Consider the following 20,737-nt stretch of genomic DNA (forward strand, 5'->3'; position numbering starts at 1 on the left):
AATGCTAATTCTAAATTGGAATGACAAAAGAAGCTAAACTGTTGGTTCTTCTTTTGAAATTGTTATTTAATTAATATACTTCTGTATTTGTTTAAATTTTTAAGAGCCATACCGGTTCCTCTTACTACAGCTCTCAATGGATCTTCAGCAATAAAGACAGGTAAATCGGTTTTTTGTGAAATACGTTTGTCCAAGCCTCTTAACATCGAACCACCGCCAGCAAGATAGATACCGGTGTTGTAAATGTCAGCCGCTAATTCTGGAGGAGTTTGCGATAAAGTCTCCATGATAGCATCTTCGATACGTTGGATGGATTTGTCTAAAGCTTTGGCAATTTCTCTTGAAGATACTTCTACTTGTTTTGGTTTTCCAGTTAACAAGTCACGTCCTTGAACAGACATATCATCAGGTGGAGAGTCTAAGTCTTCAATGGCAGCACCAATTTCGATTTTGATTTTTTCAGCAGTAGTTTCACCCACAAATAAATTGTGTTGTGTTCTCATATAGTAAATGATGTCGTTGGTGAAAACGTCTCCGGCAATTTTTACGGATTTATCACATACAATACCTCCTAAAGCAATCACCGCAATTTCTGTTGTTCCTCCACCGATATCTACAATCATGTTTCCTTTAGGCTGCATGATATCAATTCCAATACCAATAGAAGCTGCCATAGGTTCGTGAATTAGATAAACTTCTTTTCCGTTTACACGTTCCGCAGATTCCTTAACGGCACGCATCTCTACTTCGGTAATGCCTGAAGGAATGCAGATCACCATGCGAAGTGCTGGTGTGAATAAACGTTTCTGAAGCGCAGGAATACTTCGGATAAGCATTTTAATCATTTGCTCAGAAGCATCAAAGTCTGCAATAACTCCGTCTTTCAAAGGACGGATGGTTTTGATGTTTTCGTGTGTTTTACCCTGCATCATGTTGGCCTCTTTGCCTACGGCAATAATTTTTCCGCTAATGCGGTCACGGGCAACAATGGAAGGGCTATCGATGACAACTTTGTCGTTGTGAATGATTAGTGTGTTTGCGGTGCCAAGGTCAATCGCGATGTCCTCGGTCATGAAATCAAAAAATCCCATATTTGTATTGAGGGTTAATGTATTTAAAAGTATAATCCAAACGCAAAAGTATAAAAATTATTTGGTTTAATTCAAAATAAAAATGCATCAATACAATTTTATTGATGCATTTGTAAATATGTGAAAATATTGAGGTTTTATTAGTGTTTGAAATGACGAATCCCAGTAAATACCATAGATACTTTATTATCATTACAATAGTTAATGCTTAATTCGTCTTTTATAGATCCGCCTGGTTGAATTACAGCAGTTATCCCTGCTCTGTTTGCAATTTCTACACAATCTGGGAATGGGAAAAAGGCGTCACTTGCCATGACAGCACCTGTCAAATCAAATTCGAATGATTGTGCTTTTTCTATGGCATGTTTCAAAGCGTCAACTCTAGAAGTTTGTCCAGTTCCTGAAGCGCATAACTGTTTGTCTTTGGTCAGTACAATAGTATTTGACTTCGTGTGTTTGCAAATTTTTGATGCAAATAGTAAATCTTCAATTTCGGTTTCGCTTGGAGTTGTAAGAGTTACGGTTTTTAAATGTGCTCTCGAATCAGTAACTAAATCTTTGTCTTGTACTAAAACGCCGTTAAGACATGTTCTTACTGATGTTTTGGATAGAGTGACTTCTTTTTGAATTAAGATAATTCTATTTTTCTTTTCTTCCAGAAGATCAATGGCAGCCGAATCGTAGCTTGGTGCAATGATTACTTCGCAGAATAATTTGTTGATTTCTTCGGCAGTAGCTAAATCAATATTGCCATTTGCGATAAGAACACCTCCAAATGCAGAGGTAGGATCTCCTGCTAAGGCATCCAAATATGCTTCTTTCATTGTTTTGCGAGTGGCAATTCCGCAAGCATTATTGTGTTTTAAGATGGCAAACGTAGGGTCGTCGTTTTTGAATTCCCCAATAAGATTAACAGCAGCATCAACATCTAGTAAATTGTTGTAGGACAATTCTTTTCCGTGTAACTTGGTGAACATTTTTTCGAAGTCGCCGAAGAAAAATCCTTTTTGATGTGGATTCTCTCCATAACGCAACACGTTTCCTTGGGTTTCACTAATTTTTAAAACGGCTTCTTCGTGATTTTTGTTGAAATAATTGAAAATAGCCGAATCATAGTGTGAAGAAACATTAAAGGCTTTTGCGGCAAATGTTTTTCGTTGTTCTAATGTTGTTGCTCCGTTTTGAGAAGAAATGATTTCTAAGAACAATGAATATTCGTTAACTGAAGGAACAATTACAGTGTCTCTGAAGTTTTTTGCTGCTGCACGGATCAATGAAATTCCGCCAATATCAATTTTTTCGATAATATCGGCATCACTTGCTCCCGATGCAACCGTTTTTTCAAATGGATATAAATCGACAATCACCACATCAATTTGTGGGATTTCGAATTCTTTCATTTGTACAACGTCAGTTTCATTATCTTGGCGATTTAAAATTCCACCAAAAATTTTGGGGTGCAATGTTTTTACTCTTCCACCAAGAATTGATGGATAAGATGTAACGTCTTCAACAGGAACAACGGGGATTCCAAGATTTAGGATAAATTCTTCGGTGCCACCGGTAGAGTAAAATGTAACGCCTTGTTCGTGAAGTTTGGTAACAATTGGTTCTAATCCGGTCTTATCAAACACTGAAATCAGTGCCGATTTAATTGTTTTTGTAGTATTCATTGTGTTGTTGTAATTTGTATTGCAAAAGTAGTTTTTTCATTCTGATTTCGATTCAGATTCCTGAAAAAAAATGTAACAATTGATGGAGTTTTCACACTAATGTTCAATACGATTTTCAAATTATGATGATATATATCCGATTGTTGAAGGAAAGTTTTGGTTTCGCTGTCAATGCGCTGCGTAATAATAAATTAAGAACATTGTTATCGCTGCTTGGTGTTACCATTGGTATTTTTTCCATCATAGCGGTGCTTACTGCTGTGGATTCATTGGATAGAAAAATAAAAAAGGATTTGAGTACTTTGGACAAGAATTCGATTTACTTGATTCGTTTTTCTTTTGGACCAACGGATGTTCCAGATTGGAAAAGAGAGCAATTCCCGGATGTGACTTACGACGAGTATGAGTATTTGAAGAAGTCGTTGAATGATTTGGAAGCTATGTGTTTTCAGTTGTTCACCAGAAAAGAAAATATTAAATATGAAGGGAAGACTGTTAGCTCAGTCAATGTTGGGCCAACAACCTTCGAACAAGAAGATGTTCAGAAGCTAGAATTTGACCAAGGTCGTTTCTTTAATGAAGCCGAGTCTAATTCGGGCGCGCCTGTAATTGTTTTGGGACATCAAATTGCTAAAAATTTATTCGACGGAATTGATCCTCTAGGCAAGAAAGTGCGTTTGTATGGTCAACGATTTACTGTAATTGGTGTGATGACTAAGAAAGGCGCTGGTATTTTCGATGAAAATGAAGATACTACGGTGTATATTCCGGTTAATTTTCTACGCCAAATGTACGGTGATGATAATGAAATGATCACGCCGGCTATTATGATTAAGCCTGTTGATGGGGTTGATATTGATGCTTTTAAAGAAGAGTTGCGTCAGAAATTGCGTCATTACAGAGGATTGAAAGAAGGTGATATTGATAATTTCTTCATGAATGTTTTGTCTGGATTTACTGATTTATTGGATGGTATCATCAAACAAATGAATTTTATTGGATGGGTAATCGCCTTTTTCTCATTATTAGTAGGTGGGTTTGGTATCGCCAATATTATGTTTGTATCGGTGAAAGAAAGAACCAATCTGATTGGTATTCAAAAGTCATTGGGAGCGAAAAATAGGTTCATTTTATTGCAATTTTTATTTGAAGCTATAATACTTTGTGTGATTGGTGGTTTGGTAGGAATATTTTTTGTTTATCTTATTTCTATTGTTTTGACCAATGCTTTAGAATTTGAATTCATATTAAGTCTTTCCAATATCATTTTCGGAACTTTCTTAGCCGCTTTGATTGGACTAATCTCTGGAATTATACCCGCGTTTGTTGCTTCCCGATTGGATCCTGTTGAGGCAATCAGAAGTGGTATGTAATATTTTCATGCTTTGCAGGTATAAACATTAACTCAGAATTAAATATAGTATTCCGCCAAAAATAAAACTGGCACTATTAATAATGCAACTCAATCGAAGTGAAGCTTGGAAATTTAGTTTAGGCTTTATAAGGAAGGTTAGGAGTATGGCTTCAAATAGTGTTACGATAATTTCTGCGAAAAGTAGGTTGATTCCCCATCCAATAAAGTAGGAACAAGTAAGCCATAATGCCGGATGTGAAATTAGGTTGACTAGTAAGATGTAAAGAATGTTTTTTGAATTGATTTTGTGTTTCAAAAAAAAGGCAAAACCAAAAAGTAGTTCCATTATAATTGTCAAGAAAAGTGCTAAAATATAGTTGCTAATAGGAACTCTGAAGAATGGAGTAGTTTCGGTTATTTCTGTATCAGCAATTTTTAATTCAATCAAAGAATCTGAATCGTTTTCATTTAATGTTGGACTTATTAGTGTTTTGTTGCCAAAAGTAAAAAGCAATTTGAAATTTTCAGGAACTGATCTTTCAATATGAATCGTTTTGTTCTCCAGATAAAGGTAATCAGATCCATCACAACCACAAACCGTATCGGTTATTTTGAAACTTGGTCCATAGAGTATGCATACCTTTCTAATTGAATCTTTTTTTGAATTGTTCAGATCAAGATTTATAATAAGTTTTCTTTTGAATGGTGTAGCGTCTGCAGCCATGTTTTGACAGAAGAAAAGGGATAGAATAGCAATTGCAATGGTTTTTGTATTCAATGACATCATGACAGAGTGATTACTTTTTTGGTTTTACAAATTGGATTTTGGATTCTGAAATCTTAGAGTAATCCCACTTAATTTCATTTGGATAAAATGTTTTGGCTGTTTTTTTATAATGTAACACAGTGTCTTCCTCTTGAGTACTTTTTCTTATAAGGTAAAGGTCTTTGTTTCTGAAATCGTTGATGGCTTTTAAGAGGATATTGATTTTTATGCCCTTCAAGGTGTCAATCTGTGAGCTTACATAAATAGTATTGCCTTTTTCTTTCTGTAAATTTGCCTGTAAAATACTTCGAATTGCTTCTTGGGGAACTTTAACCAAATCTGTCGGGGTCAGGTTTATTAATTCGGGAAGTGTGTCAAAAGTTAAGCCTACCGAACAAAAGATATCTCTATCTTTTCGTTGATAGAAAAAAAAATTGGTGTCCTTGTCTATAATGAAGTGATGAGTGCCATAATCAGTAGCAAATTCCTTATAACCGACTTTGTTTTTATTTGCTTCATACTCTTTCGAAATGATTATGGTCTGGAGTTGTGATTGGTTTTTTTCATTCGGATTGTGGCATGCGAATAGGGTTGGGAAAAGTATCAGAATGACAAATGATTTGCGCATTTTTATTTTTTTGTAAAAATAAAAAATCCCGGTTAATTCCGGGATTTTCTTTTTTATCTGATTTCCTGATTCAGGATTAAATCGATGTAAAGGTTGATTTTGTTTTTTAACTCTTTTCTGTGAGCGATGAAATCAAGGAAACCATGCTCTAATACGAACTCAGAAGTTTGGAATCCTTCCGGTAAATCTTTACCTGTAGTGTCTTTTACAACACGTGGTCCAGCAAATCCAATCAATGCTCCTGGTTCGGCAATGTTAATATCGCCTAGCATTGCATAAGAAGCAGTTGTACCACCCGTAGTAGGATCTGTACATAATGAAATGTAAGGGATTTTAGCTTCTGCCAATTGTGCTAATTTCGCAGAAGTTTTTGCTAACTGCATTAATGAGTAAGCGGCTTCCATCATACGAGCACCACCTGATTTTGAAATCATTACAAACGGGATGTTGTTTTTGATGGAATAATCGATACCACGTGCGATTTTTTCTCCCACTACAGCACCCATAGATCCACCAATGAAGGCGAAATCCATACAGCAAACTACTAAATCGTTTCCTTTCGATTTACCAACACCTGTACGTACAGCGTCTTTCAATTTTGTTTTTCCGATAGCATCAACTAAACGATCAGAGTATTTTTTGGTATCCACAAACCCAAGCGGGTCTTTTGAAGTGATATTAGCGTCTAATTCGGTAAACTCGTTGTTGTCAAATAAAATTTCAAAATATTCTTTACTTCCAATGCGTACATGGAAATCATCTTCCGGGCTAACCCATAGATTTCTGGCTAATTCATCAGCATCTACAATTTTTCCTGTTGGAGATTTATACCATAAACCTTTCGGTACATCTCTTTTATCTTCAGTAGGTGTTGTAATTCCTTTTTCTTTTCTTTTAAACCAAGCCATAATAATTCAGTTATGAGTTTAAAGTTAGGAGTTATGATTTAAGTCAAACTTATTTCATACTCGTAACAGGTAATTAAAGTGTATTTACGTTATTTAAATCGGCAAAAGCCTGTTCTAATCTTTTGTTGAAAGTAATTTCACCCTCACGAACCCATTTTCTTGGATCGTAATGTTTTTTGTTTGGTGAATCGGCACCATCAGGGCTTCCGATTTGCGTTTTTAAGTATTCAATTTTCGAAGTCATATAGTCACGAATACCTTCGGTAAATGCGAACTGTAAGTCAGTATCGATATTCATCTTGATTACACCATATGAAATAGCTTCTCTGATTTCTTCTAAAGTTGAACCAGAACCACCGTGGAAAACAAAATCAATCGGATTGGCTTCGGTATTGTATTTGTTCTGAACGTATTCTTGTGAATTTTTTAAGATTTTAGGAGTAAGTTTTACGTTTCCAGGTTTGTAAACACCATGTACGTTACCGAATGCAGCTGCAATGGTAAATCGAGGTGAAATTTTCATCAATTCTTCGTACGCATAAGCTACTTCTTCCGGTTGCGTATATAATTTTGAGCTGTCAACATCGCTGTTATCTACACCATCTTCTTCACCTCCAGTAATTCCTAGCTCTATTTCAAGGGTCATGCCCATTTTACTCATTCGAGCTAAATACTCTTTGCAAATGTGAATGTTTTCTTCGATAGGTTCTTCAGATAAGTCGATCATATGTGAAGAGAATAATGGTTTACCGGTTTCTGTAAAATGTTTTTCAGAAGCATCCAATAATCCATCAATCCAAGGCAATAAGTTTTTAGCACAATGGTCAGTATGTAAAATCACAGTTGCTCCATAGGCTTCTGCCAAAGTGTGAATGTGTTTTGCTCCAGCTACTGCTCCAGCAATTGCAGCTTTTTCATTAGCATTTGATAAACCTTTACCAGCGTTGAACTGTGCTCCTCCATTTGAAAACTGAATAATTACAGGTGCTTTTAACTTTGCTGCTGTTTCAAGCACACCGTTGATAGTGCTTGATCCTACAACGTTTACCGCAGGTAAGGCAAAGCCTTTTTCTTTGGCATATTTAAAAATTTCCTGTACTTGATCTCCGGTTGCAACTCCCGGTTGTATACTGTGTGCCATGTATTTAATTTTTTATAAGATTGACAAAATTACAAATTTAGTTTTAGAATGGATAGTTAATACCAATATTTAAAACACCTTTATCGAAACGCATTTCTTTAAACCATTTTTCACCCGACATCAAGGCAGGATTGTAGGTTTTGAAACCGTAGTCGAATCGAACGATGAAGAATTTGAAATCATAACGGAATCCGGTTCCAGTACCTAAAGCTAGATTTTTTAACGATTTGAAGCCTGAAAAGACTTTGGTTGGATCGGTTTCGCTGTCCGAAATATTCCATATGTTACCGCAATCGGCAAATAGAGCGCCGTTTAAATCACCAAAAAATTTGAATCGGAATTCCGCATTTAAAGCAATCTTCATGTTGGCTTCGTTGAAATCGTTAAGACCGCCAGAACTACCTGGGCCAAGGCTGTAGGATTGCCATGCTCGGTTATCATTCGTTCCTCCTGCAAAATAACTTCGTGAAAAAGGAATTGATTTGGAATTTCCATACGGAATTGCAATACCAAAAAAGCTTCGAAAAGCAAATGATTTGTCATGTTTTAAATCCCAATGTCTTATAAATTCGAAATCTGTTTTGATGTATTGAGAGTAGGTGAGTCCGAAAATATTTCGAGTTCCGTTTTCGTTTTCAGGTTGATTGGCTAATCTTGAAACAAGCGTTAAAAAGTTTCCGGCGGTCTCAATTTTTCCTCTGAAACTGTAAAATTGTTTGTCGGCAAAATCCGATTTGTTGTTTTTGCTGAAGCTGAAATTGGATGCGAAAATTAAGTTGTTTTCAGTTAAACGGTCTTTGCGCTCCTTGATACTTTGTATGTTGCGGAATTCGCTTGTTGTGGGCTCCAAACCTGGAAAGTATGGTGAAGTTAATGCGTCTATGATGAAATCGTTGGCTCCGTCTGGAATTCTTAGATTTCCGTTTTCCATATATTCAGGTTCTGTGTTGTAGGCTTGTGCCAAATCATTCAGACGATTATAGGAAGAATTGTATACATTGAAGTAGTTGTCAATGTTGACATTCTTGACATATTGCAGGTTAACCAAATCAAATTTGATATCGGTATTTTTTTTTGGAATCCAGTTGTAACTAACTGTCGAGGTCAAATTTTCTTTGTCCAAACCAATATTGGTTTGTTTTGAAAAACCCAAACTGATTAATGAATTCGGGAACATTCTTTTCGGAATGATTTTATCCGTATTAAATGGAGCGAATATTCTTGGGAAAGTCAGGCGTAAATCTGCACCAACTTCCGAAAGATTGAAAAAACGATTGTCTGGATTGGCTAAATCTTTAGATGCACCTATATTACCACGTAAAGCAAGTTCAAGGATTTCGGCACCTCTGAAAATATTACGGATGGAAAATGAAGTACTTCCTGCAATACCAAAATCCATGATATTGGAATGGGTGAAATCAGCATTGGCTCTGAAACTATACTTGTCCTTAGCAGTAAGATGTATTTTTACGTTCAACTTTTTAGTTATAGTGTCTTCAATGTATTCGATGTTGGGATAATTGAAAACTCGCAAATTACTCAATGAACGTAGTGTTAAAGTTCTATTGTCATCACTGTACAGACTGTCTTTTTGGATGAAAACAGCATCAGTCAATGCTTTCGATCGATAACGTAGTTTCTTTGTACTGTAAATGTTGAAGTTTTTGTACTGTGCGCTGTCTATAAATTGCTTTTTGTTTTTTGTAGATAGGTCGTAGGTAAGAATATCGACTTCGCCTATCTTGTAAATATGGAATGGGCGACTTTTAATGCTATCGCCAGCTTTGTATTCACGATTATTGATTGTGACAATTACGGGCGCTTTTTTTGTTGTAGTATCAATTTCAAAAAGGATGTTTTGTTGTTGGAAATTATAGATTCCTTTGTTTCTGAAAAGTGTGGTTAGTCGGCTGCGTTCCGCATCAAAATTTTCGGTTTTGTATTGTTGCCCGAATTTAATTTTGGACTGATTTTTTACAGTCAAATAAAGCGAGTCGATTGCTTTGGATTGTATTTTTCTCGAAATAGTATCCAAAAAAGTCGGTTTGCCTTTGGTTACAGTATAATCAATTGTGCCTCTTTTGTTGTCTAAATAGTTGATTTTGTATTTGGCTACGGCGTCGAAATATCCTTCATCAAAATAATGAGCTCTTAGGCGTTTAGTGGAACGGGTGGCTTTTATAGTATCGATAATTACCGGAGCTTCTCCAGTTTTTGTCAGGAACTTATGCCATCCAGAATACCAGAAAGATTTTCCTAATCGATTGACTTGTTTTTTAGATAACCACTTGGCTTTTCTGTAATATTTTTCAGGGTTTTTAGTGTATTTTGCTCTGAATATTGAATCTGTATTGTTTTTAGCCAAATTGTACATGTGCATTCGCAATTTAAATCCTAAAATTGCAGAATTGGGTTGTTGTACTATTTGTGAAGTTACTGCTTCGTCTTTGATTAGTTTTCCGTCTACCTCTACTTTGTTTTTAATTAAGAGGGATCTATTGGTCGGAACCTTTTTTACTGCATTACATGCGGAGATAAGCACTGCAGTTAGAAGAATTAATACTATTTTTGTAGAGGAATTATTCAAAAGAATCAGAAATTTAATTCAAAAATACACTTTTTTATGGTTAGTAAAAACCAAATAAAACTTATAACGAGCCTACAGCAAAAAAAATACCGAAAACAACATCAATTATTCATTGCAGAAGGTGTAAAAGTGATTGACGAGCTACTTCGATCCGATTTTGAGTTAGAACATTTATTTGTGACTCATGATTTGTTTTTGAATGTTTCCAAAGTAAAAAAGACAATTGTTTCAGAGGCTGATTTAAAAAAGCTATCAGCATTGACTACAGCAAATGATTGTTTGGCTTTGTTTAAGATTCCATCTGATGTTGCGATTAATGACACAGGATTAGTAGTTGCGCTTGATGATATTCGTGATCCAGGAAATTTAGGAACTATAATTCGTTTGTGTGATTGGTTTGGTGTCCAGCAAATTGTGTGTTCTGAACAAACGGTAGATTTATACAATCCGAAGGTAGTTCAGGCAACCATGGGTTCCATTTCGCGTGTCAATGTCGTTTATGTGAATTTAGAAAATTATCTTACATCTGTTTCAAAAGAAATTTTTGGAACTTTTATGGAAGGTGACACTGTTTACCAATGCGATTTGCCTAAAGAAGGTATTATTGTTTTGGGGAATGAAGCCAATGGTATTTCTAAAGCAGTTGAAGATACAATAACTCAAAAAATAAGCATACCTCGTTTTGGTGATTTACAGCAAACGGAAAGTTTGAATGTAGCCACAGCCACAGCAATTGTATTAAGTGAATTCAAACGAATCCACTACAAATAAAAGACCTGAAATAAGTTGAATTTTTAGTGAAAAGCGAAGTTGATGAAAATTCCGCGAGTCGACATGCTGGCTATATTACCTGTCCATGGACTGTTAGGGTCATTATCCGGAATGATTTCATTTTTCAAACCAAAAACACCACGAATGGAGGGAGAAAATTTGAAGTATTCAAAATACATGTCAATACCTAATCCTAATTCGTAGTTATTGCTTGTTTTTATCATTCTGAATCGATTTGCAGAGTTGTCATCTGGTGATTTTGCATTACTAGATAAATTCAATGAGCTGGAAAGTCCTCCGATTACATAAGGTTTTACATTTCCTAGTCGTTTTGATGAAAACTTGGCCAATAAAGGAAAATGGATATAAGTTGATTTCACTTCTCTTAGTCGATCGACTGGATCAGTGAAGTTCGGGAAAGTTAAATTGCGTTGTCCATAAAACAATCCGGGTTCAAATCGCAAGTCCACATAATCATTAATGCGTAAATTGGAAATCAAACCCACGTTAAATCCAGTTTGACTGTCAACCATAATATCTTGTCCATCCAATTTTTTGTCAAATTTGAAATCGTAGTTGTTAATGCCTAAATAAAAACCAAAATGAATCCTTTGTTTGTCAAAGTTTTCCAAATTGACAATAGGTTTTTTAGCAAACATGCTTTTTCTGAAAATCTGCGCATTTGCTGTAACTGATACGATAATCAATAAAATGATGAAAAGTTTCTTAGTCATTCCTGTTATTTTTTTGATGCGCTGTAAATAGTGGCTACCCCAAACGTTTGAGGAAGGTTTCGTACATCTATAAACCCAATATTACGTAAAATATTGTTCAAACGTTCACCATGAGGAAAAATTGATGCCGAATCGGATAAATATTTATAGGCAACTTTGTCTTTGGAGAAAAGGCGTCCAATAAGCGGCATGATGTTTTTAGTGTAAAAATTATATCCTTGTTTGAAAGGGAATTTTTCCGGTACGGAAGTTTCCAAAATAACAAACTGTCCTCCGGGTTTTAAAACGCGAAGTATTTCGTGCAGTCCGGCGTCAAGATCTTCAAAGTTTCGGATGCCAAAAGCTACTGTGATGGCATCGAATGTATTGTCTTCAAAAGGAATCTTTTCTCCATCGCCCAAAACCATTTCAATACGATTATTGAGATTTTTATGTGCAATCTTCTGTCTACCAACTTCCAACATTCCTGAAGAAATGTCTAAACCTGTGATTTTTGCGCCTTCGATTTGGGAAAGCAATATCGCTAAGTCACCTGTACCCGTAGCTACATCTAAAATGGTTTTCGGTTGCTTTGAAGCAATCATTTTTACCATTTTCTTTCTCCAAGAAACATCGACACCAAACGAAATCACTCGATTCAGATTGTCATATTCTGAAGAGATGGTATCGAACATTTGAGCGACTTGTTCCTTCTTGGTTGAGTCGGAATTTTTATAAGGTTTTGTGCTGATTGACATAAAAAAATTTTCAACAAATATAGAATTAAATTTTTAATAGCTAAAAGAGTGTATTTCGACGAATAATTGATGTTTTTTGTCGTTTATATCACCAAAATTAGGTATTTTTCAAAATACTAACTATTTGGTATTGTGGTTATTAAAAAAATGTTTTAAATTTATAATCTGATAATCTCGTTAAAATGTTCTAAACATTAGTGGCAGAAAAAAAAGAATTAACAGACACGGTTAATTGTAATAATTTTCAATCGAGCTTTTGCAGTTGTTACCCAATTGCATAAAAAGTGTCACAAACGTTCTTTGGGTTAAATTTGTTTTTGGAAATTTTAGTTTTTTGTTATATTACTTTAGTGGTATTTGGTGATATAACTTAGAGATTCTAATCTCGGTTTTTTTTGGCCAATATAATTTTGGTGGAACATTAAAAACTTTATTCATTGATTGAAAATGCCGAAAACGATATTATTAGAAAAAACATCTCTTCGGAGATGTTTTTTTTTGGAATCAAATTAGATTTTATGATAGGTTTCAAAGGTGAAAGGCAATTGGTGTTTTTCATCTTTTTCGTGAAATTCAGATTCGATCAGTCGCCATTTCTGAAAATCAATTTCAGGGAAAAAAGTATCAGCGTCAAAAGTTCCGTGAACTCGGGTTAGTTCGATGCAATCGGCATGATCGATAGATTGTTTGTAAATTTCACCTCCTCCAATGATGAATATTGTTTCTTTTTTTGGACAAGTAGTAATTGCTTTTTCTAATGAATTTACTACGATACAGCCCTCCGGAACATTATAATCCTTACTTCGAGTAATAATCACATGGGTACGGTTGGGTAGCGGTTTGGGAAAACTTTCGAAGGTTTTTCGGCCCATAATGATAAAATGCCCTGTAGTTAACGCTTTGAACCTTTTGAAGTCATCCGGCAAATGCCATAACAAATCATTGTCTTTTCCTAATTCGTTGTTTTCACCTGCTGCGGCAATTAATGTAATCATTGGTTGTTTTTGTCTAAATCTTTTTGCAGTTGCTCTATTTTGCGTTCTTGTTTGGCAATCAATTTGTCGATTTGCTCACGTTCCCATTTTTTATTCATAAAACTATCAGTGATGAATACCCTGATAAAGTGTAGAACAAAAATGAATGCCCAAATTGTTATAGCCCAAAGTGCCCAATGGGTTTCTGGCATGACATTCAGGAATTTATTGGCAATTAGAAAAAAAATACTACCCAATACAAAAAGAACAAAGTGGAAGTACAAATGTTTTTTTTGCTTCAAACGCAAACGGGCATATTCATACAATTCGTGTTGGTTGGTGTCCATAGGTCAATTTTATGGATTTAAAGATAATAAAAACTTTACTTTTTTTTCTTAATAGTTAGAAAACTATGAATTATTAAAAATACGCTTGAAATGATGTATAATAGTAAAGAGAGTATTGTGATGAATTCTATAGATGCTCTATCTGGATTTAATATAGCGATGATGCATTGATTTAAAGACAATAGGAAAATGGAGATAAAAAAATGCCTTTTTGCTGCGATAGAAAAGTTGAGATTCACTTTCCAGATATACAAGAGATAAAATACACCCCAAAACAGAAATAACCCTGCGAAGAGGCTTGTGTAGTTTGTACCGTTACAATTGTTGAGATCAAAAAAAGTATCGCAAATGTTCGGAATATAGCCTGAAGCATAAACAAGTACCGCTAGTCCTGTCAATAAGAGAGAATTGGTGAAATGTTTTGTCATTTGTTGGTTTAATTGGCTGAGTTTAAGGCTATGGGAATGTTGAAACGAACACGTACTTTTTTGCCCTCATGTTCACCTGGAATCCAGTTTTCGTGATTGGAAAGGACACGTATGGCTTCTTCGTCCAATCCGTAGCCTAATCCTTTGAGTATTTTAAAATCCGTCAAACGACCATCTTTTTCAACAATAAACTCAAGGAAAATTCTTCCCTTAATATTCTGTTTGATTGCTTCAGGTGTAAAATTAAAATTTTTGGCTAGGTATAGGCCTAAGCTCGAATGGCCATCTTTTGGTTGGGGCATTTTTTGAACAGCTGCTAAATAATAGATGTTGTTGTCTTCTTTTTCATCTTCAGTAGGCTTTGTTTCCTGTCCGAAAATAACGGCCGTAAACAATAATAGTGTTATGGAAAATATTTTTTTCATGTTTTACTTTAAGTTGATTGTTAATGGAAAAGTAAATCTTGCCCGTACAGCTTCTCCTTGTATTAGACCGGGATGCCAGTCTTCATATGAATCCAGAAGACGGATGGCTTCTTCATCTAATCCAAAACCTAAGCCTTTAATCAGTTTTATTTCGGTTATGGAACCATCCTTTTCCACTACAAACTCGAGGATGATTTTCCCACTGACTTTGTTTTTAAAAGCTTCAAGAGTTGGATTGAAGTTTTTACTCATATACTCACCAAAATGCTGGTATCCTTTTTTGGGTATAGGTTTGGCTTCATATTCGCTGAAAGATCTTTTTTCTCCACTTTTAAATACCGTTTCTCCTTTAAGAAAGTATCCCTGTTCATTGTAATGGACTGTGTTGGTTCTCTCTGTTTTTTTATCGAACTCTATCCATATGTTGACTTTCTTACCGTCTTTTATTTCGCCTGTAATTGATTTGTCCTGGTCATCATATATGTACTTTCCGTTGCCATTGGTAATGGTTTTGTTGCCGTCTTTGTCCCAAAATTCAAGAGTTTTAGAAAAGAGAAGAGTGTTTGGGTATTCATAATCCAAAGCTTTGATCATTTTCTGTTTTCCGTTAGGGTAATATTCATAAAGAGTGGCTTTCTTGCCTTTATGTGTTGCGACAAGTTCAGATGATTTTATACCGTCCTCAAAATAATCAATTGTTCTGCTTTGAATAGAATCGTTTGTGTTATAAGGAATGAACAGATGCTTTTGATTGCCGTTTTCGTAAAATTGTGTGATTGTTCCAGAACTTCCTTGATGATCTTCTTTATAAGCGATTGTTTTTTCTTCTTCTAATTTGCCTGATTTATAGCAGGTTAATACCTGGTATTCTTTTTGGTCCAATCGATAATCTTTGATGATTCGGTAAAAATGATGGCCGGTTTCTTTGGTTTCTCGTTTAAGTGAATCTAGGTATATTTTTTTATCTTTTTTACCTTGTGCCAACAGAATATTGTTAAGTAACAAGAGGATGTAAAGTGTTTTTCTCATTTTTAAATTATTGTGCGGTAAGACGTAAGGGAAGATGATATCGTGTTCGAATGTTTTTTCCTCGGATTTTTCCTGGACTCCAAGATTTATATTCTTTTACAATTCGTATGGATTCTTCATCCAATCCATATCCTAGGCTTTTGATTACGACTATGTTGTTGATGCTTCCGTCGGTTTCTATGATGAACTCCAAAATTACCTTGCCGCTAATGTTGTTTTTTAGCGCTTCTTTGCTGTAAACGAAAAACATTGCGATGAATTGACTAAAGTCAGAATAGCCTCTTGCTGGCATTGCTGCTATTTCTTGTTCTTCATACGTTATGACCGTTCCGTCAAGTTCGATTCTTTTGCCTTTGATGAATTTACCGTTTTTGAATTTTTCTATTATTTTCTCACCGGTTGCTTTATTTTGTTCAATCCATTCGCCGTCTTTTAAACTGTCTTTTACTGCGCCGTTTATTTTGAAGAAATCGGTTTCGATTTGATAATTACCGTTGCCGTCTTTTACTGTATGATTGTTGTTCTTGTCCCAAGCTTGGATAATTTTATTGTTTAGGCCTGCATTGGGTATGCTGAAATTGTTCTTTTCAATAGATAGCTTGTTGCCGTTGGTGTAATAATTGGTTTCTGTGGTAATCTTCGTTTTTTTATTAGATTCAATTTCTTGATAGAGCTGACCTCCTTCGTACCAATTGGTAGTATAGTCGATGCCGGTTTCGCTATCTGAAATTTGCTGTTCTTGTTTCTTGATGCCGTTTTCGGAATAGGTAGTTAGAATGCCTGTTTTTGAATTCAGATTGGTTTTGTCTTTTAAGGTGTATTCTTTGCGGAGTTGACCCGATTTGTAATATTCAAAAACTTTGTAATTGTCTTTTTCTGACGAATACTCTTTGATGATTCGGGTGTAAAAATGGTTTCCTTCAGTTGTGTTCTTCTCGATAGAATCTAAATAAATTGTTTTATCCGTATTATTTTGAGCCCATAATAAATTAGTAGCCACAAAAAAAGCTACCAAAAGAACGTTTTTCATTGTTGTTTGGTTAATCTATCAGATGAATTAAATAGCCACTTGGCCTTTGATATGCGGGTGTGGATCGTAATCTACTAAAGTGAAATCGTCAAATGTGAAGTCAAAGATGTTTTTAACTTCAGGGTTTAGAATCATCTTCGGAAGTGGTCTTGGATCACGGGAAAGTTGGAGTTCCAATTGCTCGATGTGGTTGTTGTAAATATGTGCATCTCCAAAAGTATGGATGAATTCTCCGGGTTGTAAATCGCATACTTGAGCTACCATTAGTGTGAATAGAGCGTAAGAAGCAATGTTAAATGGTACTCCTAAGAAGATATCGGCGCTTCTCTGGTACAATTGACACGAAAGCTTACCGTCGGCTACATAAAACTGAAAAAAGGCATGACAAGGAGGTAATGCGGCTTTTCCGTTGGCTACATTTTCTGCGAACGATTTGGAAGTATCAGGGAGTACTGAAGGATTCCATGCGGAAACTAGCATTCTGCGGCTGTTCGGGTTAGTTTTCAGTGTTTCGATAAGTTCCTTGATTTGATCTATTTCTTCACTGTTCCAGTTGCGCCATTGGTGTCCGTAAACCGGGCCTAAATCTCCGTTATCATCGGCCCATTCGTCCCAAATGCGCACCCCGTTTTCTTTTAAATAAGCAATGTTGGTTTCTCCTTTTAAGAACCAAAGTAATTCATGAATGATGGATTTTAGATGTAGTTTTTTAGTGGTAACCATTGGGAAACCTTCGCTTAAGTCAAAACGCATTTGGTAACCGAATACACTTTTAGTGCCGGTGCCTGTTCTGTCTCCTTTTTGATTTCCGCTTTCTAAAACGTGCTTTACTAAATCTAAATACTGTTTCATTTTACTTCCTTTACTCTATGAGTCTATGCTTGACGCATCATTCTTTTTATGATTCTCTTTTCGAAATTTCGTCTCGGATACTGGCTGCTTTTTCATAATCTTCTTCCTGAACGGCCTGTTCTAACATATCGTGTAATTCGGAAAGGCTAAATTTGGAATAGGTGCTTTTGGTATTGCTACTTTCTTCCAAGCCGAAGGTTTCAGGGGTAGAAAGAATATCGTCTAAGTTTTCTTCCGGGTTTTCTGTTTCGGGATTTACTTTTAGATAGATACCTGCTTTATCCAGTATGTTTTTATAGGTAAAAATAGGTGCGTTAAAGCGTAAGGCCAATGCGATGGCATCGGAGGTTCTTGCGTCAATGATTTCTTCTATTTTATCTCGTTCACAAATCATACTTGAATAGAAAACACCATCTACCAATTTGTGGATAATAACTTGTTTGATGACAATGTCAAAACGTTCTGCAAAGTTCTTGAATAAATCGTGGGTTAATGGGCGTGGCGGTTTGATTTCCTTCTCTAGAGCAATTGCGATAGATTGTGCTTCAAAAGCCCCAATTACAATTGGTAATTTTCGATCCCCATCAACTTCATTTAAAATTAATGCATAGGCCCCGTTCTGGGTTTGACTGTAGGATATTCCTTTTATAGATAGCTTTACTAAACTCATTTTATGGCTGTGAATATATCATTGCAAAGTAACAAAAAACTTTGGGTTGTAGAAACAAAAAAGAGCCACAAATTGTGACTCTTTTGAACTGCTTCAGAAAAGCATTATGAATTTTGTGCCTTGAAGGCTTTTAATTTTTCAATTAATTTAGGTAAAACATCAAATGCGTCACCTACAACACCATAGTCCGCTACTTTGAAGAAAGGCGCTTCCGGGTCAGAGTTGATGGCTACTTTTACTTTTGAAGAGTTGATACCTGCAATGTGTTGGATTGCACCTGAAATACCTACAGCAATATATAAATTCGTTGCTACCGGTTTTCCAGTTTGTCCTACGTGCTCACTGTGAGGTCTCCAGCCTAAATCAGATACTGGTTTAGAGCAAGCAGTTGCTGCACCCAATACTGAAGCTAATTCTTCAATCATACCCCAGTTTTCAGGACCTTTTAATCCACGACCACCTGATACCACTACGTCAGCATCAGCGATAGTTACTTTACCAGAACCTTTTTCAACGGATTGAACTTGTACACCAAAATCGGCATCAGAAATAGATGGGGCAAAATCTTCAGCTGCAGCAGCTCCAGAAGCTTCTACTAAGCCAAAGCTGTTTTTACCGATAGCTAAAACTTTAACATCGGTAGCAATTTCAGTAATATTGAATGCTTTGTTAGAGAATGCATTTCTTTTCACTTGGAAAGGAGAAATGCTTATAGGTAAAGCCACTACGTTTGAAGCATATCCAGCGTTCAAGCTAACAGCTACAAGTGGAGCAACGTATAAACTATCTGTAGTAGAAGATAAGATAACGATTTTAGCGCTTTCTTTTTCTGCTGCTTGTTTGATAGCGTCAGCGTAAGCTTTAGCTGTAAAGTTGGCTAATTTATCGTTGGTTACTTTTAATACTTTATCTACACCGTATTTTCCTAATTCGGAAACATCACCAGCATTAATGGTTAATGCGGTTACGGTTGTGCCAGTTGATTCGGCGATTTTCTTTGCGTATGAAGCTAATTCAAAAGCTACTTTCTTGAATTTTCCTTCTGCTGATTCTGCGTATATTAATATAGACATGATTTCTTAAATTTTTAATGTTAAAAAGTTTAAAGTGTAAAGTTCCTTTTTGAGGGAACAGTTGCTTCAAACTAGATCACTTTAGCTTCGTTGTGTAATAAGTTGATTAATTCGTCTAAATTATCAGGGCTTACTAATTTCACTGCCGATTTAGGAGCTGGTTTTTCAAATTTCACTGCTTTTGTAGCTACATCAGCACCAACTGGTTCAAGCACTTGTAATGCTTTAGTTCTAGCGGTCATGATACCGCGCATGTTCGGGATGCGTAAGTCTTTCTCTTCCACTAAACCTTTTTGACCACCTACGATCAATGGTAAAGTTGTTGTAACGGTTTCTTTTCCTCCGTCGATTTCTCTAACTGCAGTAGCATTGTTGCCTTCCACTTTTAAATCGATACATGAGTTAACGAAGTTTGAACCTAAAATTCCAGCAATCATACCAGGAACCATTCCTCCGTTGTAATCTAAAGATTCTCTACCTGCGATTACTAAATCGTAACCACCGGCTTTAATTACTTCTGCTAATTGCTTCGCTACGAATAAACCGTCAGTTGGATTCGCGTTAACACGGATAGCTTCGTTTGCACCGATAGCCAATGCTTTTCTTAATGTTGGTTCAGTGTCCGGTCCTCCAACGTTCACAACGGTCACGTTAGCGCCTTGTTGTTCTTGGAACCAGATAGCTCTTGTCAAACCAAATTCATCATTTGGATTAATTACATATTGTACACCGTTAGTGTCAAATTCTGAATCACCATTGGTAAAGTTAATTTTTGAAGTAGTATCAGGCACGTGGCTGATGCAAACTAATATTTTCATCGTTTAATAAATTGGTTTTTACAAAATTGAAGCACAAATTTAAGCAAAAAAACGGAATAATACTATGCGTGCATAATATTTTTTTAAAAACTATTTCGTTTTCGTTTCTTTTTTTGATTGTGTATTGTTTTCTGGTTGTTTTTGATGATTGGTTTTTGTTTGATTGAGGTTTTTTTAGTCTTATGTAGTTAATAGTCAGTAGTAAAGAAGGATTTGTATTTAGTAAGGTAGTGGTCTGGTAATGGTTTTGTTTAGGTTGTTTTCTTTTTGTTTCCTTTAATAGTAAAATGAAACGGAACGTATATACGCGATATACACGACATATATACGACATATATACGGCATATATACGGCATATATACGCCATATATACGCTATATATGGGTTGTGTCTTTTAAGGGTTTAAGGTTTAAAGTTGAATGCTTGAGAATTTTGAGTTTAGTTGTGAAATTTCGGGTTTCGACTTTTTCAATAATCGCTTCGCCTGTTTGTGATTTGTAATCATAAGATTTGGAAGCCGAACAGTTTAGTCGTTTTCAGTTAGTGCTGAAAAATGCGTCGGTAGCTCTTCCTATGTCATATTTTGTGAAGCCAGCAAGTAGTATTTCGGTGGTGTCTGTAACTTCCTGATTAGGTTCTATTTTTATGATGCCTTCATAGTTGTCTGAATAGGTAATTCGGTAAAATTTCCCCTATCTTTT

The 20,737-nt window shown here is 35.6% G+C and carries 20 protein-coding genes; 2 read left to right on the top strand and 18 right to left on the bottom strand.

Annotated features, from left to right (window positions below; all coding sequences use genetic code 11):
- Nucleotides 1–62 precede the first annotated feature (62 nt).
- Nucleotides 63–1,091, bottom strand: a complete 1,029-nt coding sequence (locus ACS8MM_RS15505; RefSeq protein WP_073308847.1) for a rod shape-determining protein — start codon at nt 1,089–1,091, stop codon at nt 63–65.
- A 140-nt stretch (nt 1,092–1,231) separates the two neighbouring features.
- Nucleotides 1,232–2,764 carry a bifunctional phosphoribosylaminoimidazolecarboxamide formyltransferase/IMP cyclohydrolase gene (gene purH / locus ACS8MM_RS15510; protein WP_379718689.1) on the bottom strand — a complete coding sequence of 511 codons (1,533 nt, stop codon included), beginning with the start codon at nt 2,762–2,764 and terminating at the stop codon, nt 1,232–1,234.
- Nucleotides 2,765–2,886: 122 nt separating this feature from the next.
- Here purH and ACS8MM_RS15515 point away from each other — a divergent pair, with 122 nt between their 5' ends.
- Nucleotides 2,887–4,137 carry an ABC transporter permease gene (locus tag ACS8MM_RS15515; protein WP_379718692.1) on the top strand — a complete coding sequence of 417 codons (1,251 nt, stop codon included), beginning with the start codon at nt 2,887–2,889 and terminating at the stop codon, nt 4,135–4,137.
- Between the two features lie 27 nt (nt 4,138–4,164).
- Here ACS8MM_RS15515 and ACS8MM_RS15520 read toward each other — a convergent pair whose 3' ends face one another.
- From ACS8MM_RS15520 to tamL, 5 genes are all read right to left on the bottom strand, one after another.
- The gene (locus ACS8MM_RS15520) at nt 4,165–4,905 is read right to left on the bottom strand and encodes a hypothetical protein (protein WP_379718695.1); all 741 of its coding nucleotides are present in this window, start codon (nt 4,903–4,905) and stop codon (nt 4,165–4,167) included.
- Nucleotides 4,906–4,915: 10 nt separating this feature from the next.
- Entirely contained in the window at nt 4,916–5,512 is a 597-nt protein-coding gene (locus tag ACS8MM_RS15525; RefSeq protein WP_379718698.1) for a hypothetical protein, read from the bottom strand.
- Nucleotides 5,513–5,565: 53 nt separating this feature from the next.
- On the bottom strand, nt 5,566–6,420 hold the full coding sequence (gene accD, locus ACS8MM_RS15530; protein ID WP_379718701.1) for an acetyl-CoA carboxylase, carboxyltransferase subunit beta: 855 nt from the start codon (nt 6,418–6,420) through the stop codon (nt 5,566–5,568).
- Nucleotides 6,421–6,493: 73 nt separating this feature from the next.
- A complete protein-coding gene (gene fbaA, locus ACS8MM_RS15535; RefSeq protein WP_379718704.1) occupies nt 6,494–7,561 on the bottom strand; it encodes a class II fructose-bisphosphate aldolase in 1,068 nt (355 codons plus the stop codon).
- Between the two features lie 43 nt (nt 7,562–7,604).
- Entirely contained in the window at nt 7,605–10,148 is a 2,544-nt protein-coding gene (gene tamL, locus ACS8MM_RS15540; RefSeq protein ID WP_379718708.1) for a translocation and assembly module lipoprotein TamL, read from the bottom strand.
- Nucleotides 10,149–10,184: 36 nt separating this feature from the next.
- On the opposite strand from tamL, the gene ACS8MM_RS15545 reads away from it, so the two are divergent.
- The gene (locus ACS8MM_RS15545) at nt 10,185–10,919 is read left to right on the top strand and encodes a TrmH family RNA methyltransferase (protein ID WP_379718711.1); all 735 of its coding nucleotides are present in this window, start codon (nt 10,185–10,187) and stop codon (nt 10,917–10,919) included.
- 23 nt (nt 10,920–10,942) lie between these two features.
- Here the strand turns inward: ACS8MM_RS15545 and ACS8MM_RS15550 are convergent, their stop codons facing one another.
- The 11 genes from ACS8MM_RS15550 to ACS8MM_RS15600 all read right to left on the bottom strand — a co-directional run bounded on the left by ACS8MM_RS15550 (nt 10,943) and on the right by ACS8MM_RS15600 (nt 20,036).
- Nucleotides 10,943–11,653, bottom strand: a complete 711-nt coding sequence (locus tag ACS8MM_RS15550; RefSeq protein ID WP_379718715.1) for a porin family protein — start codon at nt 11,651–11,653, stop codon at nt 10,943–10,945.
- A 5-nt stretch (nt 11,654–11,658) separates the two neighbouring features.
- On the bottom strand, nt 11,659–12,390 hold the full coding sequence (gene ubiE, locus ACS8MM_RS15555; RefSeq protein ID WP_379718717.1) for a bifunctional demethylmenaquinone methyltransferase/2-methoxy-6-polyprenyl-1,4-benzoquinol methylase UbiE: 732 nt from the start codon (nt 12,388–12,390) through the stop codon (nt 11,659–11,661).
- Between the two features lie 509 nt (nt 12,391–12,899).
- Nucleotides 12,900–13,385, bottom strand: a complete 486-nt coding sequence (locus ACS8MM_RS15560) for a dihydrofolate reductase (protein ID WP_379718720.1) — start codon at nt 13,383–13,385, stop codon at nt 12,900–12,902.
- Entirely contained in the window at nt 13,382–13,711 is a 330-nt protein-coding gene (locus ACS8MM_RS15565; protein WP_379718723.1) for a 2TM domain-containing protein, read from the bottom strand. Before ACS8MM_RS15565 ends, ACS8MM_RS15560 begins: the two co-directional genes overlap by 4 nt.
- Before the next feature lie 436 nt (nt 13,712–14,147).
- Entirely contained in the window at nt 14,148–14,564 is a 417-nt protein-coding gene (locus ACS8MM_RS15570; protein ID WP_379718726.1) for an energy transducer TonB, read from the bottom strand.
- Nucleotides 14,565–14,567: 3 nt separating this feature from the next.
- Nucleotides 14,568–15,593, bottom strand: coding sequence for an energy transducer TonB (locus ACS8MM_RS15575; RefSeq protein ID WP_379718729.1), 1,026 nt, complete (start codon nt 15,591–15,593; stop codon nt 14,568–14,570).
- 7 nt (nt 15,594–15,600) lie between these two features.
- Complete coding sequence (locus ACS8MM_RS15580; protein WP_379718732.1) at nt 15,601–16,623, bottom strand: energy transducer TonB; 1,023 nt, start codon at nt 16,621–16,623, stop codon at nt 15,601–15,603.
- Nucleotides 16,624–16,650: 27 nt separating this feature from the next.
- A complete protein-coding gene (locus ACS8MM_RS15585; RefSeq protein WP_379718735.1) occupies nt 16,651–17,475 on the bottom strand; it encodes a thymidylate synthase in 825 nt (274 codons plus the stop codon).
- Nucleotides 17,476–17,521: 46 nt separating this feature from the next.
- Complete coding sequence (locus ACS8MM_RS15590) at nt 17,522–18,145, bottom strand: bifunctional nuclease family protein (protein ID WP_379718738.1); 624 nt, start codon at nt 18,143–18,145, stop codon at nt 17,522–17,524.
- 104 nt (nt 18,146–18,249) lie between these two features.
- The gene (locus tag ACS8MM_RS15595) at nt 18,250–19,218 is read right to left on the bottom strand and encodes an electron transfer flavoprotein subunit alpha/FixB family protein (protein WP_379718741.1); all 969 of its coding nucleotides are present in this window, start codon (nt 19,216–19,218) and stop codon (nt 18,250–18,252) included.
- A gap of 71 nt (nt 19,219–19,289) precedes the next feature.
- On the bottom strand, nt 19,290–20,036 hold the full coding sequence (locus ACS8MM_RS15600) for an electron transfer flavoprotein subunit beta/FixA family protein (RefSeq protein ID WP_379718744.1): 747 nt from the start codon (nt 20,034–20,036) through the stop codon (nt 19,290–19,292).
- Nucleotides 20,037–20,737 lie beyond the last annotated feature (701 nt).

The organism is Flavobacterium sp. MAHUQ-57, assembly GCF_051908335.1.
Taxonomy (GTDB): Bacteria; Bacteroidota; Bacteroidia; order Flavobacteriales; family Flavobacteriaceae; genus Flavobacterium.

Bases quoted from the DNA above. Each gene is read 5' to 3' on its own strand.
- ACS8MM_RS15515 (WP_379718692.1), top strand. From the start codon at position 2,887: ATGATGATATATATCCGATTGTTGAAGGAAAGTTTTGGTTTCGCTGTC.
- ACS8MM_RS15550 (WP_379718715.1), bottom strand. From the start codon at position 11,653: ATGACTAAGAAACTTTTCATCATTTTATTGATTATCGTATCAGTTACA.
- ACS8MM_RS15580 (WP_379718732.1), bottom strand. From the start codon at position 16,623: ATGAAAAACGTTCTTTTGGTAGCTTTTTTTGTGGCTACTAATTTATTA.
- ACS8MM_RS15545 (WP_379718711.1), top strand. From the start codon at position 10,185: ATGGTTAGTAAAAACCAAATAAAACTTATAACGAGCCTACAGCAAAAA.
- ACS8MM_RS15520 (WP_379718695.1), bottom strand. From the start codon at position 4,905: ATGATGTCATTGAATACAAAAACCATTGCAATTGCTATTCTATCCCTT.
- ACS8MM_RS15600 (WP_379718744.1), bottom strand. From the start codon at position 20,036: ATGAAAATATTAGTTTGCATCAGCCACGTGCCTGATACTACTTCAAAA.
- ACS8MM_RS15560 (WP_379718720.1), bottom strand. From the start codon at position 13,385: ATGATTACATTAATTGCCGCAGCAGGTGAAAACAACGAATTAGGAAAA.
- ACS8MM_RS15590 (WP_379718738.1), bottom strand. From the start codon at position 18,145: ATGAGTTTAGTAAAGCTATCTATAAAAGGAATATCCTACAGTCAAACC.
- fbaA (WP_379718704.1), bottom strand. From the start codon at position 7,561: ATGGCACACAGTATACAACCGGGAGTTGCAACCGGAGATCAAGTACAG.
- ACS8MM_RS15570 (WP_379718726.1), bottom strand. From the start codon at position 14,564: ATGAAAAAAATATTTTCCATAACACTATTATTGTTTACGGCCGTTATT.
- ACS8MM_RS15525 (WP_379718698.1), bottom strand. From the start codon at position 5,512: ATGCGCAAATCATTTGTCATTCTGATACTTTTCCCAACCCTATTCGCA.
- ACS8MM_RS15565 (WP_379718723.1), bottom strand. From the start codon at position 13,711: ATGGACACCAACCAACACGAATTGTATGAATATGCCCGTTTGCGTTTG.
- ACS8MM_RS15595 (WP_379718741.1), bottom strand. From the start codon at position 19,218: ATGTCTATATTAATATACGCAGAATCAGCAGAAGGAAAATTCAAGAAA.
- ubiE (WP_379718717.1), bottom strand. From the start codon at position 12,390: ATGTCAATCAGCACAAAACCTTATAAAAATTCCGACTCAACCAAGAAG.
- ACS8MM_RS15575 (WP_379718729.1), bottom strand. From the start codon at position 15,593: ATGAGAAAAACACTTTACATCCTCTTGTTACTTAACAATATTCTGTTG.
- accD (WP_379718701.1), bottom strand. From the start codon at position 6,420: ATGGCTTGGTTTAAAAGAAAAGAAAAAGGAATTACAACACCTACTGAA.
- ACS8MM_RS15505 (WP_073308847.1), bottom strand. From the start codon at position 1,091: ATGGGATTTTTTGATTTCATGACCGAGGACATCGCGATTGACCTTGGC.
- ACS8MM_RS15585 (WP_379718735.1), bottom strand. From the start codon at position 17,475: ATGAAACAGTATTTAGATTTAGTAAAGCACGTTTTAGAAAGCGGAAAT.
- purH (WP_379718689.1), bottom strand. From the start codon at position 2,764: ATGAATACTACAAAAACAATTAAATCGGCACTGATTTCAGTGTTTGAT.